Source organism: Bradyrhizobium sp. Ken51 (genome assembly GCF_055807435.1).
Window position 1 is genome coordinate 534,225 of record NZ_JBVVPB010000002.1, and the last position, 14,456, is coordinate 548,680.

At 64.2% G+C, this 14,456-nt stretch carries 12 protein-coding genes and 1 tRNA gene; 4 read left to right on the forward strand and 9 right to left on the reverse strand.

Annotated features, from left to right (window positions below):
- Positions 1-8 precede the first annotated feature (8 nt).
- From AC0L27_RS06190 to AC0L27_RS06215, 6 genes are all read right to left on the reverse strand, one after another.
- The gene (locus AC0L27_RS06190) at positions 9-728 is read right to left on the reverse strand and encodes an ABC transporter ATP-binding protein (RefSeq protein WP_275167355.1); all 720 of its coding nucleotides are present in this window, start codon (positions 726-728) and stop codon (positions 9-11) included.
- The gene (locus tag AC0L27_RS06195; protein WP_275167356.1) at positions 725-1,492 is read right to left on the reverse strand and encodes an ABC transporter ATP-binding protein; all 768 of its coding nucleotides are present in this window, start codon (positions 1,490-1,492) and stop codon (positions 725-727) included. Before AC0L27_RS06195 ends, AC0L27_RS06190 begins: the two co-directional genes overlap by 4 nt.
- Positions 1,482-2,453 (reverse strand): branched-chain amino acid ABC transporter permease, encoded by a 972-nt coding sequence (locus tag AC0L27_RS06200; protein WP_063992810.1) that lies wholly within the window; start codon positions 2,451-2,453, stop codon positions 1,482-1,484. The genes AC0L27_RS06195 and AC0L27_RS06200 overlap by 11 nt, the downstream gene beginning before the upstream one ends.
- A 27-nt stretch (positions 2,454-2,480) precedes the next feature.
- A complete protein-coding gene (locus AC0L27_RS06205) occupies positions 2,481-3,344 on the reverse strand; it encodes a branched-chain amino acid ABC transporter permease (RefSeq protein ID WP_275167357.1) in 864 nt (287 codons plus the stop codon).
- 65 nt (positions 3,345-3,409) lie between these two features.
- Positions 3,410-4,663 (reverse strand): ABC transporter substrate-binding protein, encoded by a 1,254-nt coding sequence (locus AC0L27_RS06210; protein WP_275167358.1) that lies wholly within the window; start codon positions 4,661-4,663, stop codon positions 3,410-3,412.
- A gap of 180 nt (positions 4,664-4,843) precedes the next feature.
- Complete coding sequence (locus AC0L27_RS06215) at positions 4,844-5,206, reverse strand: DUF1428 domain-containing protein (RefSeq protein ID WP_275167359.1); 363 nt, start codon at positions 5,204-5,206, stop codon at positions 4,844-4,846.
- Between the two features lie 298 nt (positions 5,207-5,504).
- Between AC0L27_RS06215 and AC0L27_RS06220 the strand changes: the two genes are divergently transcribed.
- Positions 5,505-5,578: transfer RNA gene (locus AC0L27_RS06220), tRNA-Gln, on the forward strand.
- A gap of 60 nt (positions 5,579-5,638) precedes the next feature.
- Here AC0L27_RS06220 and rnz read toward each other — a convergent pair.
- A complete protein-coding gene (gene rnz, locus AC0L27_RS06225; protein WP_473318119.1) occupies positions 5,639-6,541 on the reverse strand; it encodes a ribonuclease Z in 903 nt (300 codons plus the stop codon).
- A gap of 265 nt (positions 6,542-6,806) precedes the next feature.
- On the opposite strand from rnz, the gene AC0L27_RS06230 reads away from it, so the two are divergent.
- The gene (locus tag AC0L27_RS06230) at positions 6,807-8,297 is read left to right on the forward strand and encodes an amidase (RefSeq protein WP_354254212.1); all 1,491 of its coding nucleotides are present in this window, start codon (positions 6,807-6,809) and stop codon (positions 8,295-8,297) included.
- A 21-nt stretch (positions 8,298-8,318) separates the two neighbouring features.
- Here the strand turns inward: AC0L27_RS06230 and AC0L27_RS06235 are convergent, their stop codons facing one another.
- A complete protein-coding gene (locus AC0L27_RS06235; protein ID WP_354204193.1) occupies positions 8,319-8,924 on the reverse strand; it encodes a TetR/AcrR family transcriptional regulator in 606 nt (201 codons plus the stop codon).
- Between the two features lie 201 nt (positions 8,925-9,125).
- Between AC0L27_RS06235 and AC0L27_RS06240 the strand changes: the two genes are divergently transcribed.
- The gene (locus AC0L27_RS06240; RefSeq protein WP_354254210.1) at positions 9,126-10,382 is read left to right on the forward strand and encodes an efflux RND transporter periplasmic adaptor subunit; all 1,257 of its coding nucleotides are present in this window, start codon (positions 9,126-9,128) and stop codon (positions 10,380-10,382) included.
- Between the two features lie 150 nt (positions 10,383-10,532).
- Positions 10,533-13,721 (forward strand): efflux RND transporter permease subunit, encoded by a 3,189-nt coding sequence (locus AC0L27_RS06245; protein ID WP_354204197.1) that lies wholly within the window; start codon positions 10,533-10,535, stop codon positions 13,719-13,721.
- Here the strand turns inward: AC0L27_RS06245 and AC0L27_RS06250 are convergent.
- Positions 13,718-14,446, reverse strand: coding sequence for a sulfite exporter TauE/SafE family protein (locus AC0L27_RS06250; RefSeq protein WP_354204199.1), 729 nt, complete (start codon positions 14,444-14,446; stop codon positions 13,718-13,720). The genes AC0L27_RS06245 and AC0L27_RS06250 overlap by 4 nt on opposite strands.
- Between the last annotated feature and the right edge of the window lie 10 nt (positions 14,447-14,456).

A 14,456-nucleotide genomic window follows, 5' to 3' on the forward strand; every position in this document is an offset into this window, starting at 1 on the left:
GACGTCGATCAGTCCACGCCGAGATAAGCCTTCTGGACCTGCGGGTCCTCCGCGAGCGCCGCCGCCGTGCCTGACAACACGCTCTTGCCGACCTGGAGCACCGTGGCGAAATCCGAGACCTCGAGTGCGAGCTCGATCGACTGTTCGGCGAGCAGGATGGTCAGGCCCCCGCGATGCAGGCGGCCAAAGGTCTCGTACATGGATTCGACCACCGCCGGCGCGAGACCGAGCGAGGGTTCATCCAGCATCAACAGCTTCGGATCGCTCATCAGCGCGCGACCGACCGCGAGCATCTGCCGCTCGCCGCCGGACATGGTGCCGGCGCGCTGGTTGCGGCGCTCCTTCAGACGCGGAAAGATCTCGTAGACCCGTTCGAGCAGCGTGGCCTGGCGCGACTTGTCGTGCAGCGGCGTTGCGCCGAGTAGCAAATTGTTCTCGACGCTCTGCTGCACGAACAGCCGCCAGCCTTCCGGCGACAGCGCCAGCCCCTTGCGCACGATCGCAAACGCCCTCTCGCCGGCAATGTCCTCGCCGCGAAAGTGGATCGATCCGGAATGCACGGGAATGAGGCCGGCGATCGCGTTCAGCGTCGTGGTCTTGCCGCCGCCATTGGAGCCGAGCAGCGCGACGACGCTGCCTTCGGGAACCTCCAGCGAGACGTCGGACACGCCGATGAGATCGCCGTAGCGCACCTCGAGGTGCTCGATCCGCAGCAACGGCCCGCTCATAGGTCCGGCCCGCCCATCAGTTCGACCGGCGTGTGGCCGGCGGCCGCCTTGGCTGCGCGCTTGCCGAGATAGGCCTCGATCACCGCCGGGTTGGAGGTGACCTCGCGCGGCGAGCCGCGGGCGATCTCCTTGCCTTGGTGGAACACCATCACGCGGCTGGCGAGCGACATGATCACTTCCATGATGTGCTCGACGATCACGAGCGTGATGCCGGAACGATGAATGTCGCGCACGAGGTCGATGGCGAGCCTCACCTCATGGGCGTTGAGGCCGGCCATGGCTTCGTCGAGCAGAAGCACCTTCGGCTCGGTCGCCAGCGCCCGCGCGATCTCCAGCCGCTTGCGACCGGGCGTGCCGAGGGAACGCGCCGGCGCATCCGCAAGCCTGATCATGCCGACGCGCTCGAGCACCGCGCGCGCCCTGGTCTCGGCGTCCTTGCGATGCGAGGTGCGCAGGAACGCGCCGATCATGACGTTCTCCAGCACCGTCATGCCCTCAAAAGTCTGCGGCACCTGGAAGGTGCGGGCAAGCCCAAGCCCGGCGCGCAGCTCCGGCGTGAAGTCGGTGATGTCGCGGCCCTCGAACAGGACGCGGCCTGAAGTGGTCTTGAGATCGCCAGTCAGGCAATTGAAGAACGTAGACTTGCCCGCGCCGTTCGGGCCGATCAGGCCGAGGATGTCGCCCTGCTCCAAAGTCACGGAGGCGTCGTCCACCGCCTTGAAGCTGCCGAACGCCTTCGTAATTTCGCGTGCCTCAAGGAGCATGGCCAGCTCCGGTGTCCTTGGTCGGCTTACTGCGCCGCGTGAACAGGCTGAGCAAGCCACCCGGTTGGAAACGCGCGATCACGACGATGATCGCGCCATAGAGCACGAAGGTGAGCCCGGCGCCCTTGCCGCCGAGCCAGCTGTTGGAAATCTCTTCCAGCGGCACCAGGATCGCGGCACCGACGAGTGGCCCGAACAGCAGCCCTGCCCCGCCCAGCGCCGCCATGATCAGGATCTTCACCGAAATCAGGATGCCGAATCCGGACTCGGGATCGACGAAGCCGAACATCATGGCATAGAGCGCGCCGGCGACGCTCGTCAGCGCTGCGCTCAGCATGTAGGCGTAGAGCTTGGTGCGGCTGGCGGGGGCGCCGAGCGAGCGCGCCGCGCGCTCGGAATCCTTGATCGCACGCAGGTAAAATCCCATGCGGCTGTTGGTCATCCACCAGGTGATCAACAGCGTGATCGCGAGGATTGCAAGGAAGAGATAATAATACGGCAGCGACGACAGAAACGAGAGATCGAAGATGTTGCGCGGCACGGTCGGCCCGGAGAGCCCGACCGCGGCACCGAGCCAATCGGTGTTGGTCACGATCAGCCGCATCGTCTCGGCGACCGCGATGGTCGCCATGCTGAAATAATGACCGGACAGCCGCAGCGTCGGCACGCCGATGATCGCGGCCAGGCCCACGGCGAGCACGATCCCGCCGGGGATGCCGAACAGGGGCGACAGGCCGAACTTTGCGTAGGATCCCATCGCGGCATAAGCACCGCAGCCGAAGAACACGACGTGGCCGACCGAGACCTGGCCGGCATAGCCGCCGACGATATTCCACGCGGACGCCGCAATCGCATAAAGCAGCACCAGCGCGCCCAGGCGCTGCTGGAACGGCGAGGACAGCAGCAGCGGATAGGCGATCGCAATCGCTGCGACGACCGAGAGCCAGATCAAGCGCCGCATCACATCTTTCTCATCAGGTCTTGCTCATCACATCTTCCCCATCAAGCCCTGTGGCCGGAACCAGAGGAAGAGCAGGAACAGGACATAGACGACGATGTCCTTGTAGATCGCTCCGATCAGATAGCCCGACAGCGACTCGATCACGCCGATCAGCAGGCCTGCGACAAGGGCGCCCGGCACACTGCCAAAACCGCCGAGCGACACCGTGACGAAGGCGACGATGCCGAGCGTCTCGCCGACGGTCGGAACGATGTAGAAGAAGTTCGCGATCAGCGCGCCGGCGAGCCCGGTGGCGCCGGCCGCAATCGCCCAGGCGATCGCCTGCATGGTATCGGGACGGATGCCCATCAGTTGCGCCGCTGTTTGATCCTCCGCCACCGCCAGCATCTTCGAGCCGAGCGAGGTCCGCGTCAGCAGCAGATGCAGCCCGAGCGTGACGAGCAGCGCGACCACGCCGGCAAGCAGCCGCGAGGCCTCGATACGCAGGCCCGCGAACGCATAGGTGCCGCCCACGATGTTCGGAGGCATCGATAGGAAGTTGGCGCCGAACCACCAGAACACGGAATAGCGCAGCAATAGCGCAAGCCCGAACGTGCCGAGGATTTGCGCCAGCATCGGTCCCTTCATGATGTCGCGGATCAGGGCGAAATAGACGACGACGCCGACGGTCGCGAGCACCAGCGTCGCCAGCGGCGCGCCGAGGATCGGCCCTCCCCCCATCAGCGTGTACACGACATAGGCCACGTACATGCCGAGCATGACAAAATCGCCATGCGCGAAATTGACGATGTTCATCATGCCCCACACCAACGTGAGGCCAGAGGAAAACAGGGCATAGACAGCGCCAAGCAGAAGCCCGCCGACGATCACCTGCACCAGTACAAAGGACATGAGCCAGCGTTGCTCTGATCAAATCATTTCGGGAATGGCGGGGCGCGCAGCCCCGCCTTCAAATCTCACCAGCCCTTGTAGGGCAGCACCGGCGCCTTCGCAGCATTGGCCTTCGGCCACACCGCGGTGTAGTTCTCGCCGTCCTGAAGCTGGATGATGAGCCCGGAGGCGAGAATATTCTGGCCCTTGTCGTCGAACTTCACGCCCTTGTAGCCCATCATCAATTGCTCGGGCTTCAGATCGGTCGCCTTCAACGCGGCCTGGATCTTCGCCGGGTCGGTCGAGCCGGCGCGGTCGATTGCGTCGGCCAGCACGAAGAAGCCCTGCATCTGGCGGCCGACGGTGTCGTCCATCTCCTCGCCGCTCTTCTTCTTGTACATGTCGGCGATGATGGCCGATGGTGAGCCGGCCGGCCCCACCGACCATGACGAACGGTTGAAGACGCCTTGCGATATCTTGCCGACCGCCTTGATGAAGGAGGGATCGGAATAGCCGGCGTCGTCGGCCAAAAGCACCGCCGGCTTGTAGTCAAGCGACTGCATAGTCTTGGCGAACAGGATCGCATCCGACGTGTAGCTGATCATGATGATCACGTCGGGCTTTTTGTCCTTGAGCTGGAGCACCTGGCCCTGCACATCGGTCGCGTTGACGGGATAGGCAACGTCAACTGCGATGGCCTGGCCCTTCTCCTTGAAGGCGGCGCTGATCGTGTTGGCGACCGAGGTGCCGTATTCGGTGTTGTCGTGAACCAGCGCGATTGCATCGGTCTTGGCGCCTTGCGCCTTGATGTCGGCGAGGAAATCGACATACGCCTTGGCGAAGTCGGTGGCGATCGGCGTGGTGCGGAAGAACCATTTGAAGCCGCGCTCGGTGAGATTGGCGGCGACCGACTCGGAGTTAAGAAAGGGAATGCCGTATTTCTCGGCGATTGCGCTCGAGGTCAGCGTGACGCCGGACTGATAGGAGCCGAACACGGCGGCCACCTTTTCTTCCGTGATCAGGCGCAACGCCTGGTTCTGGCCTGTCGCCGGGTTGCCCTGGTTGTCGGCGAACACGATCTCGATCTTGGCACCGCCGAGGCCCGCAAGGCCTGCGTTCTTGGCCAGCGGCAGAGTGCCGAGCTCGGGATGAGGGTTGTTGATGATGTCCATGGCGACTTCGAGCGCCGCCTTGGCGTGCGCGCCGATCGAGGCGGTGCCGCCTGACATCGGCAGGATCGCGCCGATCTTGACGACCTTGTCCTGGGCCTGCGCGGCTGAAGCGAGCGCAAGGGACATCGCAGCCGCGCAAAGCAGCCCGGTGACGTGCTTCAATCTCATGAAATCAGACCTCCCAAGGGGTTTCCCCAACCAGGATTTTTTGGAAGCTCGGCTAAGCGCCCGCTTCCGTTTGTTTATGCCTGGCGATGAGAGGATGGCATGCTGGCCCTGTACCGGCAAGTGAAACGGCTTGCCACGATGCTGCATGGACAAGCACCGGTGTGGGCTGGGTCAGCGCCCTCACCCCACGGGATCGCTCGCGCTCAGCAGCGTCGTGAAGCCGCCATAGATCATGCGCTTTCCGTCGAACGGCATGCCGTCCAACTTCAGCCGCGGGTCCGACATCACCTTCTTGTTGACGGCATCACGGGTCTCCCGGTCGCGATAGACGATCCAGGAGAACACCACGATCTCGTCCTCCTTCGCCATCACCGCGCGCGGAAACGAGGTGAGCTCGCCATAGGGCACGTCGTCGCCGATGCATTCGACATAGTCGAGCGCGCCGTGCTCCATCCAGATCGCGCAGGCCGATTGCGCCAGCGCCTTGTAGGCCTCGATTTTGTCCTTCGGCACGGCCAGCACGAAACCATCGACATAGGGCATCACGGATCTCCTTGGGCTGTGTATCCGAAGGACGATGCGGCGCCTGACGATCCGACCAGGAAACGTGATTTTCGGATGAGGCAAACGGTCGCGCGCCGCCGTGGCGCGCCGCCGGAGCCTGCGATCCCACGGCCCGCACGTCCCAAGTGGACCGCAAAACACCCCTGCGTCGCAGCGCTTGCCAGCCCACAGCCGAGCGGGTAGAAACCCTCCACGCCTGAGCCGTGATTTGCGCGACAGCGCCATCGGCCACAGCCGGACAAATCAACAAGTCATTGAATTTGTTCGGCTATTCCGTTGGGGAATGGTGTAACGGTAGCACAACAGACTCTGACTCTGTTTGTCTAGGTTCGAATCCTAGTTCCCCAGCCACTCCGGGTAACCAGCTCACAATCAGACCGTCAGAGGTTGCGCTCTCTTGGAGCGGTACCGCTAAATCACGATGCGATCGAAGTCGGCGGCAATTCGCGTGTTCGGAAAAATCATCGTCGCTTCGGCCAAAATCTCTTCGTCCCGATAGCGCCCCGACATGTGATTGAGCACGAGTTGTCCGACGTTGTTCGCGGCGGCAAATGAAGCCGCCTCGCGCGCGGTGAGATGGCCATAGTCCCGTGCGGTCGCGGCGTCACGATCGAGGAAGGTCGCCTCGATCACCAGTAGATCGGCGTCGGCCACACGTTTGCACAGCCCGTCGGTGGTTTCGGTGTCGCCGATCACCACGAGCTTCCTGCCGCCGCTCGGCGGCCCCAGCACGTCTTCCGGATCGATCGTGCGGCCGGCGATCACGACTGGTCGCCCCGCAGCCAATTCTCCGCGCAGCGGCCCATCGGGAACGCCGAGTTCGGCGAGGCGCTCCCGCTCAAGATGGCGACGTGCGGGACTCTGGAAGCAAAAACCAAAGCTGTCGGTGTCGCGGTGGCGGACCGGAAAGCAATCGACGGTGAAGTCGCCGGCGTCGATAACCAGTCCTTCGATCAGCGGCGCGAACTCCACAGGGATCGGCGCCCTGCCCGCGCCCCACAGGCCGGCAAGCATGCGGATGACGACGTCGAGCGTACCCTTCCCTCCATGGAGGGTCATCACGTCCGATTGCTGGCGCAACCCCAGCGTCGAGAAGAGACCGGGGATGCCGAGCACATGATCGAGATGGGCATGCGTCAGCAGAATGCGGTCAAGCCGCCGAAAGCCCGCACCGCTGCGCAGCAACTGGCGCTGCGTGCCCTCGCCGCAATCGATGAGGACGCGCTTGCCCGCTGCCTCCACCAGGAGAGCCGGATGGTTGCGCTCCGCCGACGGAACGCTGGCCGAAGTCCCAAGGAATGTCAGGGCGAGCATGCTCGTCAGTGTCCAAGCTTCACCGCCCCCAATGCCACGTGAGCAGCAGCGCGTACAGAGCCCATCGATCCCGCATAGAGTGCGGCAAGAAATGCGTATCCCGCGATCTGGCGGCCAGCCGCCGCCTTCGGCCCCCGATCGGCGGACAGATCTGGTTCCCGTTGCGCGACCTCCTCATCCCATCTGCCAAATTGCATGCTCGATACTCGGATCGATTTGCAGCCGAGCGACATCGACGCGGCGATGCAAGACAATGGAGATCGTGATGCCGCCCGGATTGACCGCCACTGACTGGGACTACGGCTCGATCAGCACATTGCTGAGCGCCCTGCACGCGCGCAAGCTTTCTGCGTCCGAGTTGATCGAGCATACGATCGCGCGCATCGAGGCGCTGGACGGGCGGATCAATGCCGTCATCGTTCGCGATTTCGATCGCGCAAGAGACGCCGCGCGCGCCGCCGATGCCGCGCTTGGCCGCGGCGAGCGGCAGCCATTGCTCGGCATCCCCGTGACGTTGAAAGAACCGTTCAACGTCGCCGGCATGCCGACAACATGGGGCTTTCCGCATTTCAGGGATTTCCAACCGGCGGAGGACGCCCTTGTCGTCTCGCGGTTAAAGGCGGCGGGCGCTGTCATCATCGGCAAGACCAACATCCCGATCGGTCTGCGGGATTTTCAGAGCTACAATGAGATCTACGGAACGACAAACAATCCGTGGGATCTCGGCCGATCGCCCGGCGGCTCCTCAGGCGGATCGGGCGCGGCGCTGGCCGCGGGGTTCGGTCCGCTCTCGATCGGCTCGGATATCGGGGGCTCGATCCGGGTGCCCGCGCATTTCTGCGGTGTGTTCGGACACAAGCCGAGCCTCGGCCAGGTCCCGCTGCGCGGATACAGCCTGCCGCCGGCGCCGCCCGTGCCTGGCCAGGGCGATCTGGCCGTCGTCGGGCCGATGACGCGCACCGCCCCGGACCTTGCGCTCGCGCTCGACGTGATCGCCGGCCCCGACGAGACACGCGACGGGATTGGCTATCGTCTCGCGTTGCCGGCCCCGCGACACGACCAGCTCAGGGATTTCAGGATCCTCGTGATCGATACGCATCCGTTGATGCCGACAGGCGATGCCGTGCGTTCCGCCATCGGGCGGTTGGCGGAACGGCTCGAACGATCAGGTGCGCGGGTCGCGCGCTCAAGTGCGTCGCTGCCCGATCTCGCCGAATCCGCGCGGCTCTACATGAAGCTGCTGAACGCGGCGCGAAGTCCACGCCTGACACCGGCCGCGCTCGCAGAGGCGCAAGGAGTTGCCGCGGCACTCTCGCCCGACGACCGCAGCCTGCAGGCCGAGCGCGCGCGGGGCTGGGCGATGGTCCATCGTGAATGGCTGGCGACCGATGCGGCGCGCCTGCAGCTGCAGCAACGATGGCAGGAGCTATTCCGCGATTTCGACGCAGTGATCTACCCGGCCGCCGCCGTGCCGGCCTTTCCACAGGACCAGTCCGAGCCGTTCGACGCGCGGCAACTGGATATCGATGGACAGCTCTATCCCTATGCCGATGCGTGCTTCATCTGGGCAGACCCCGCTTCGACCTGCGGATTGCCTGCGACCGCCGTTCCGATCGAGCGCACGCCATCGGGTCTGCCAATTGGCGTCCAGATCATTGGGCCTTATCTCGAGGACCGCACCACGATTGCGCTCGCCGGACTGATGGAACTCGAGTTCGGCGGCTTCGTCCCGCCGCCGTCGTTGGCTGCCAAGTAATGGCGAGCTGATCGAGGGCGATTAAGTTCTGTTGGCCGACTGCGCTTCGACCGCCTGCACGGCGACACTCGCGACCTGCTGCAACGCTTCGCGGTCGGAGCCCGAAGACGCCATCACGCCCATACCGACGGATACCGCTGAGACATAGCGTGCGAGTGACGCGGGATCGGCGCTCTCCTTGAGATCGCCTTCGGCCTTTGCGCGAATGAAGCGATCGCGGAGCTGATCTTCGTTCTCGGCGCGGCGGGCGGCGAGTTCAAAAGGGACGCTCTCTGATCCGGTGCCGCACGCAATGCCGCCCTGCACGAGCAGGCAGCCGGGCGGGTTGGCCGGATCGGTTTGCTTGTCGGCGATGCCCATCAGCATCCGCTCGGCGACGTCGCGGGCCGTGGGCGCGGCCACCACCTCGTCCATCCAGACGTTGCGCAGTTTGGTATAGCGGTCGAGCGCGGCCTTCAGCAGCCCTTCCTTGTTGCCGAAACAGGCATAGAGGCTGGGCGGATTGATCCCCATGGCCTCGGTCAACTGAGCGATCGTGGCACCCTCATAGCCATGGCGCCAAAACACTTCCATCGCCTGGTCCAACGCCGCTTCGGCGTCGAATTCGCGGGGGCGTCCCATGCCCATGTACCTGTTCTCCTCGAAACCGACGTCGTCCCTCAGCCTAACGCCTGATCCTATCTATTTGTTCTCGCTTTATTTTCTCTTCCGCTTGCCAACGCTTGCGGTAAGGGGCTACAATTTTCTTAGTGAATGGTACATAAGTATCTTGCGCTGCGGTATCCAGCTCCACATCTGTAGTGAACACTACATATCTGGAACGCGCAAATGCATCCCTCCCAAAATACTGCCCAAAATGCTCGCCGCACCGGCCGTTTCCGCCGCCTCCTTGGCGGCGTGGCCATCGTGGGCGCCCTCGCCGTGGTCGGCACAGTCGCGACCGGCCACTACTTTCGAGCCGCCCAGGCGACCGCGACGGCCGCCGCGGCCGAGCAAGCCGTCCCTGTCACGGTCGCGCTGATCGAACCAAAGCAGACCGTGCTGTGGGACGACTTCTCCGGCCGGCTGGAAGCCATCAACCGCGTCGAGCTTCGTCCGCGCGTCGCGGGTGCGATCCTTGCGACCAACTTCACCGAAGGCGCGCTGGTGAAGGCCGGCGACGTCCTGTTCAAGATCGACCCGGCGCCCTACGTGGCCGAGGTCGACAAGGCCGCGGCCCAGCTCGAAGCTGCGAAAGCGCGCGTCGTGTTCACGCAGAATGAGCTCGAGCGCGGCGCGCAACTGGTCGGCAACGCCGTGGTCACACGGCGCGACTACGACCAGCGCGACAACGCCAACCGCGAGGCCATCGCCAACGTGAAGGCGGCCGAGGCGACGCTCCAGACCGCAAAGCTCAATCTCGATTACACCGAGGTGCGTGCGCCCGTGGACGGCCGCGTTGGCAAGATCGAAATCACCGTCGGCAATCTCGTCGCCGCCGGCACCGCCTCTCCGGTGCTGACTTCGCTGGTCTCGGTCAACCCGATCTATGCGTCATTCGATGCGGATGAAGAGCTGATGGTGCGGGCGTTGAACTCGATTTCCGAGGTCTCCGGCAAGCGCGGCAATCTCGATCAGATCCCGGTCGCGATGGCGACCTCCGGCGGCCTCTCGGCAAAGGGCCACATCCAGCTCATCGACAACCAGGTCAACGGCCAGAGCGGCACCATCCGTGTCCGCGCGGTGTTCGATAACGAGGACGGGCGTCTCATTCCCGGCCAGTTCGCCCGTGTGCGCATGGGCCAGCCCAAGCAGCAGTCGCTGGTCATGATCGACGAGCGCGCGATCGGAACCGATCAGGACAAGAAGTTCGTGATGGCAGTCGGCGACGACAGCCGTGCGGTCTATCGGCCGATCACGCTCGGCGGTTCGGTCGACGGGTTGCGTATCGTGACGGCGGGGTTGAAGACCGGCGACCGCATCATCGTCAACGGCCTCCAGCGCGTGCGCCCAGGTGCCCTGCTCAAGACGGAGATCGCGGCAATGGGCGCGCGCGGGCCGCAGCAGGCATCCAACCACAGCAATCAGGACGTCGTGCAGCGTTAGCGTCTCCGCCATGCCGGACTGCGCGGGCAGCGCGAGCCGGAATGTGGAAATCGTTGAACTACCTAGACATCACTTCTGGATTCCGGGTTCGCGGGCTTTGTCCGTGCCCCGGAATGACGGGAGAGTCGTCTCTCGCGCAGGGGCAAGGCCATGAATCTCTCGAAATTCTTCATCGATCGTCCGATTTTCGCCGGCGTCCTGTCGGTCCTGATCTTTCTCGCCGGCCTGATCTCGCTGTTCGCGATGCCGATCTCGGAATATCCCGACGTCGTGCCGCCCTCGGTGGTGGTGCGCGCGACCTATCCCGGCGCCAATCCCAAGGTGATCGCGGAAACGGTGGCGACGCCGATCGAGGAGCAGATCAACGGCGTCGAAAACATGCTGTACATGTCGAGCCAGGCGACCACCGACGGTGCGATGACGCTGACGGTGACATTCCGGCTCGGCACCGATCCTGACAAGGCGACGCAGCTGGTGCAGAACCGTGTGCAGCAGGCCGAGCCACGCCTGCCCGCCGTGGTGCGTCAGCTCGGCATCATCACCAAGAAGTCTTCGCCCGACCTCACCATGGTCGTGCATCTGCTGTCGCCGAACAACCGCTACGACATGACCTATTTGCGCAACTACGCCGTGCTCAACGTCAAGGACCGGCTGGCGCGGATCGACGGCGTCGGCGACGTCCAGCTCTATGGCGCCGGCGACTATTCGATGCGGGTGTGGGTCGATCCGCAAAAGGCCGCCGAGCACGGCCTCACCGCAAGCGATATCGTCAAGTCGATCCAGGCGCAGAACGTCGAGGCCGCCGCCGGCGTGGTCGGCTCCTCCCCGAACGTCAAGGGCATCGACCTGCAGCTGTCCGTCAACGCCGAGGGACGGCTTGCGAACGAGGAGCAGTTCGGCGACATCGTGGTCAAGACCGGCACGCGTGGCGAGGTGGTGCGGCTACGCGACGTCGCACGCATCGAGCTCGGCGCCTCCCAATACGGCCTGCGTTCGCTGCTCGACAACAAGCAGGCGGTGGCGATCCCGATTTTCCAGGCGCCCGGCTCCAATGCGCTCGAGATTTCCGACCACGTTCGCGCCACCATGGCCGAGATCAAGAAGAACATGCCGGAAGGCGTGTCCTACCAGATCGTCTACGACCCGACCCAATTCGTCCGCTCGTCGATCGAGGCTGTGATCCATACGCTGCTGGAGGCGATCGCGCTGGTGGTGCTGGTGGTGATCCTGTTCCTCCAGACCTGGCGCGCCTCGATCATTCCGTTGCTCGCGGTGCCCGTGTCGATCGTCGGCACCTTCGCGGTGATGCACGTCTTCGGCTTCTCCATCAACGCGCTCAGCCTGTTCGGCCTGGTGCTTGCGATCGGCATCGTGGTCGACGACGCCATCGTCGTGGTCGAGAATGTCGAACGCAACATCGAGGGCGGGCTGTCGCCGCGCGACGCCACCTACCAGGCGATGCGCGAGGTGTCGGGGCCGATCATCGCGATTGCGATGGTGCTGATCGCGGTGTTCGTGCCACTCGCCTTCATCTCCGGCCTTACCGGGCAATTCTACAAGCAGTTCGCGCTGACGATCGCGATCTCGACCGTGATCTCGGCCGTCAACTCGCTGACGCTATCGCCGGCGCTGTCGGCCCTGCTGCTCAAGGGACACAACGAGCCGAAGGACCGGCTGACGATCATCATGGAAAAGGGCCTCGGCTGGTTCTTCCGCGGCTTCAACAAGGTGTTCACACGCTCGTCGGAGAATTACAGCGGCACCGTCACCAAGGTGATCTCGGGCAAGGCGGCCGTGATGGGCCTCTATGTGGTCCTGGTCGGTCTTACCGCCTTCCTGTTCCAGCAAGTCCCGAGCGGCTTCGTACCGGGTCAGGACAAGCAATATCTGGTCGGGTTCTCGCGACTGCCTGATGGAGCAACGCTGGACCGCACCGAAGACGTGATCCGCAAGATGAGCGACATCGCCCTGACCCAGCCCGGCGTTGAGAGCTCGGTAGCATTCCCGGGCCTGTCGATCTCGGGCTTCACCAACTCCTCCAACGCCGGCATCGTGTTCTCGACGCTGAAGCCGTTCGACGAGCGCAAGGGCCCCGCACTGAGCGGGAATGCCATCGCGGCCGACCTCAACAAGAAATACTCCGGGATTCAGGAGGCCTTCATCGCCATGTTCCCGCCGCCGCCGGTCAACGGTCTCGGCACCATCGGCGGCTTCAAGCTGCAGATCGAGGATCGCGCCGGTCTCGGTTATGAAGCGCTGAACGAGGCGACGAATGCGTTCATGGCGGCGATGCAGAAGGCACCGGAGATCGCCGGCGTGTTCTCGAGCTTCCAGGTCAACGTGCCCCAGCTCTTTGCCGACATCGACCGCACCAAGGCGCTTCAGCTCGGCGTCCCCGTGACCGAGGTGTTCAACACGCTCCAGATCTATCTCGGCTCCTACTACGTCAACGACTTCAACAAGTTTGGCCGCACCTACTCCGTCTACGTGCAGGCCGACGCGCCGTTCCGCGCGCGTGCCGACGACATCAGGCAGTTGAAGGTGCGCTCGTCCTCCGGCGACATGGTGCCGCTGTCGGCGTTGCTCACGATCCGCCAGAGCGCGGGCCCCGAGCGCGCGATCCGCTACAACGGCTTCCTGTCATCCGACATCAACGCGGCGGCTGCGCCCGGCTTTTCCTCCGGCCAGGCACAGGAGGTGGCGACGCGGATCGCGGCGGAGACATTGCCGCCCGGCTTCGCCTTCGAATGGACCGACCTGACCTATCAGGAGTTCATCGCCGGCAATTCCGGCCTCTGGGTGTTCCCGCTGGCGATCCTGCTGGTGTTTTTGGTGCTGGCCGCCCTCTATGAAAGCCTGACCTTGCCGCTCTCGATCCTCATGATCGTGCCGATGGGTCTGCTGGCTGCGATGTTCGGCGTCTGGATCTCCAAGGGCGACAACAACGTCTTCACCCAGATCGGCTTGATCGTGCTGGTGGGACTCTCGGCCAAGAACGCGATCCTGATCGTCGAATTCGCGCGCGAGCTCGAATTCGCAGGCCGCGCGCCGATCCGGGCCGCGATCGAGGCGAGCCGGCTGCGGTTGCGCCCGATCCTGATGACGTCGATGGCGTTCATCATGGGCGTCTTGCCGCTGGTGCTGTCCACCGGCGCCGGCTCGGAGATGCGGCGCGCGATGGGCGTCGCCGTGTTCTCCGGCATGATCGGCGTCACCATATTCGGCCTGTTCCTGACGCCAGTGTTCTATGTGCTGCTGCGGACCGTCACCGGCATGAAGCCGCTGACGCATCACGGCAGCGACACCAGCGCGGCGCCGGTGCAAACCGTCGGGCATTAGATCAGGGAAATCCCCGACAGCAACAACAAAACGAGCACGGTCTTGCGAAAGACCGTCTCGTTGACCCTGTGGAAGGCGATCACGCCGAGCGCGGAGCCTGCGAACAACGCCGGCAGGCTGACTGCGAGATCGATGAAGACTTTTGACGACAGATCCTGATGTCCGACCAGCAGCGCGATCGCGAACAGCTGCATCGCGGCGATGAACGGCTGCACCAGGCCGCGCTGCTCGCTCTTCGGCATGCCGCGCATGTCGCACCAGATCGTCGGGATCGCGCCGGGCATCGCCGTCAGCCCGCCGACCAGTCCTCCCCCGAACCCGATCAACGCGACCCAGTGCCGCCCGACCGCCTCGCCGGCCGTCACCAGCGTCGGCCGCAGCAGCATATAGGCCGCATAGAGGGCAACGATGATGCCGAAGCCGCGCCGGAGCAGATGCGTATCGATACTCTGGAGCAGAGATACCGCGATGGGAACTCCGATCAAGCCACCGACAATCAACAGCAAACTGCCTTCCCAGCGAATATTGCGCCGAAGTGCCCAAAGATTGGTGGCCTGCACGCCGATGCTGCACGCCATCATCAGCGGCACGGCTTCCAGCGGCTGAAACACCCGGAGCAGAATGGCGCCCGCCACTGCCGAGAAGGCAAATCCCGAGAGCCCGGAGACGAAGGCGCCGGCGAACACGGCAACGCTGAGCAGCATCAGAGTCGTGACATCAGGCACAATCCGCCCT

What these genes read in the sequence shown, in the direction of transcription:
- AC0L27_RS06190 (WP_275167355.1), bottom strand. Translation starts at nt 728, where the DNA reads ATGAGCGGGCCGTTGCTGCGGATCGAGCACCTCGAGGTGCGCTACGGC.
- AC0L27_RS06195 (WP_275167356.1), bottom strand. Translation starts at nt 1,492, where the DNA reads ATGCTCCTTGAGGCACGCGAAATTACGAAGGCGTTCGGCAGCTTCAAG.
- AC0L27_RS06200 (WP_063992810.1), bottom strand. Translation starts at nt 2,453, where the DNA reads ATGCGGCGCTTGATCTGGCTCTCGGTCGTCGCAGCGATTGCGATCGCC.
- AC0L27_RS06205 (WP_275167357.1), bottom strand. Translation starts at nt 3,344, where the DNA reads ATGTCCTTTGTACTGGTGCAGGTGATCGTCGGCGGGCTTCTGCTTGGC.
- AC0L27_RS06210 (WP_275167358.1), bottom strand. Translation starts at nt 4,663, where the DNA reads ATGAGATTGAAGCACGTCACCGGGCTGCTTTGCGCGGCTGCGATGTCC.
- AC0L27_RS06215 (WP_275167359.1), bottom strand. Translation starts at nt 5,206, where the DNA reads ATGCCCTATGTCGATGGTTTCGTGCTGGCCGTGCCGAAGGACAAAATC.
- rnz (WP_473318119.1), bottom strand. Translation starts at nt 6,541, where the DNA reads ATGCTCGCCCTGACATTCCTTGGGACTTCGGCCAGCGTTCCGTCGGCG.
- AC0L27_RS06230 (WP_354254212.1), top strand. Translation starts at nt 6,807, where the DNA reads ATGCCGCCCGGATTGACCGCCACTGACTGGGACTACGGCTCGATCAGC.
- AC0L27_RS06235 (WP_354204193.1), bottom strand. Translation starts at nt 8,924, where the DNA reads ATGGGCATGGGACGCCCCCGCGAATTCGACGCCGAAGCGGCGTTGGAC.
- AC0L27_RS06240 (WP_354254210.1), top strand. Translation starts at nt 9,126, where the DNA reads ATGCATCCCTCCCAAAATACTGCCCAAAATGCTCGCCGCACCGGCCGT.
- AC0L27_RS06245 (WP_354204197.1), top strand. Translation starts at nt 10,533, where the DNA reads ATGAATCTCTCGAAATTCTTCATCGATCGTCCGATTTTCGCCGGCGTC.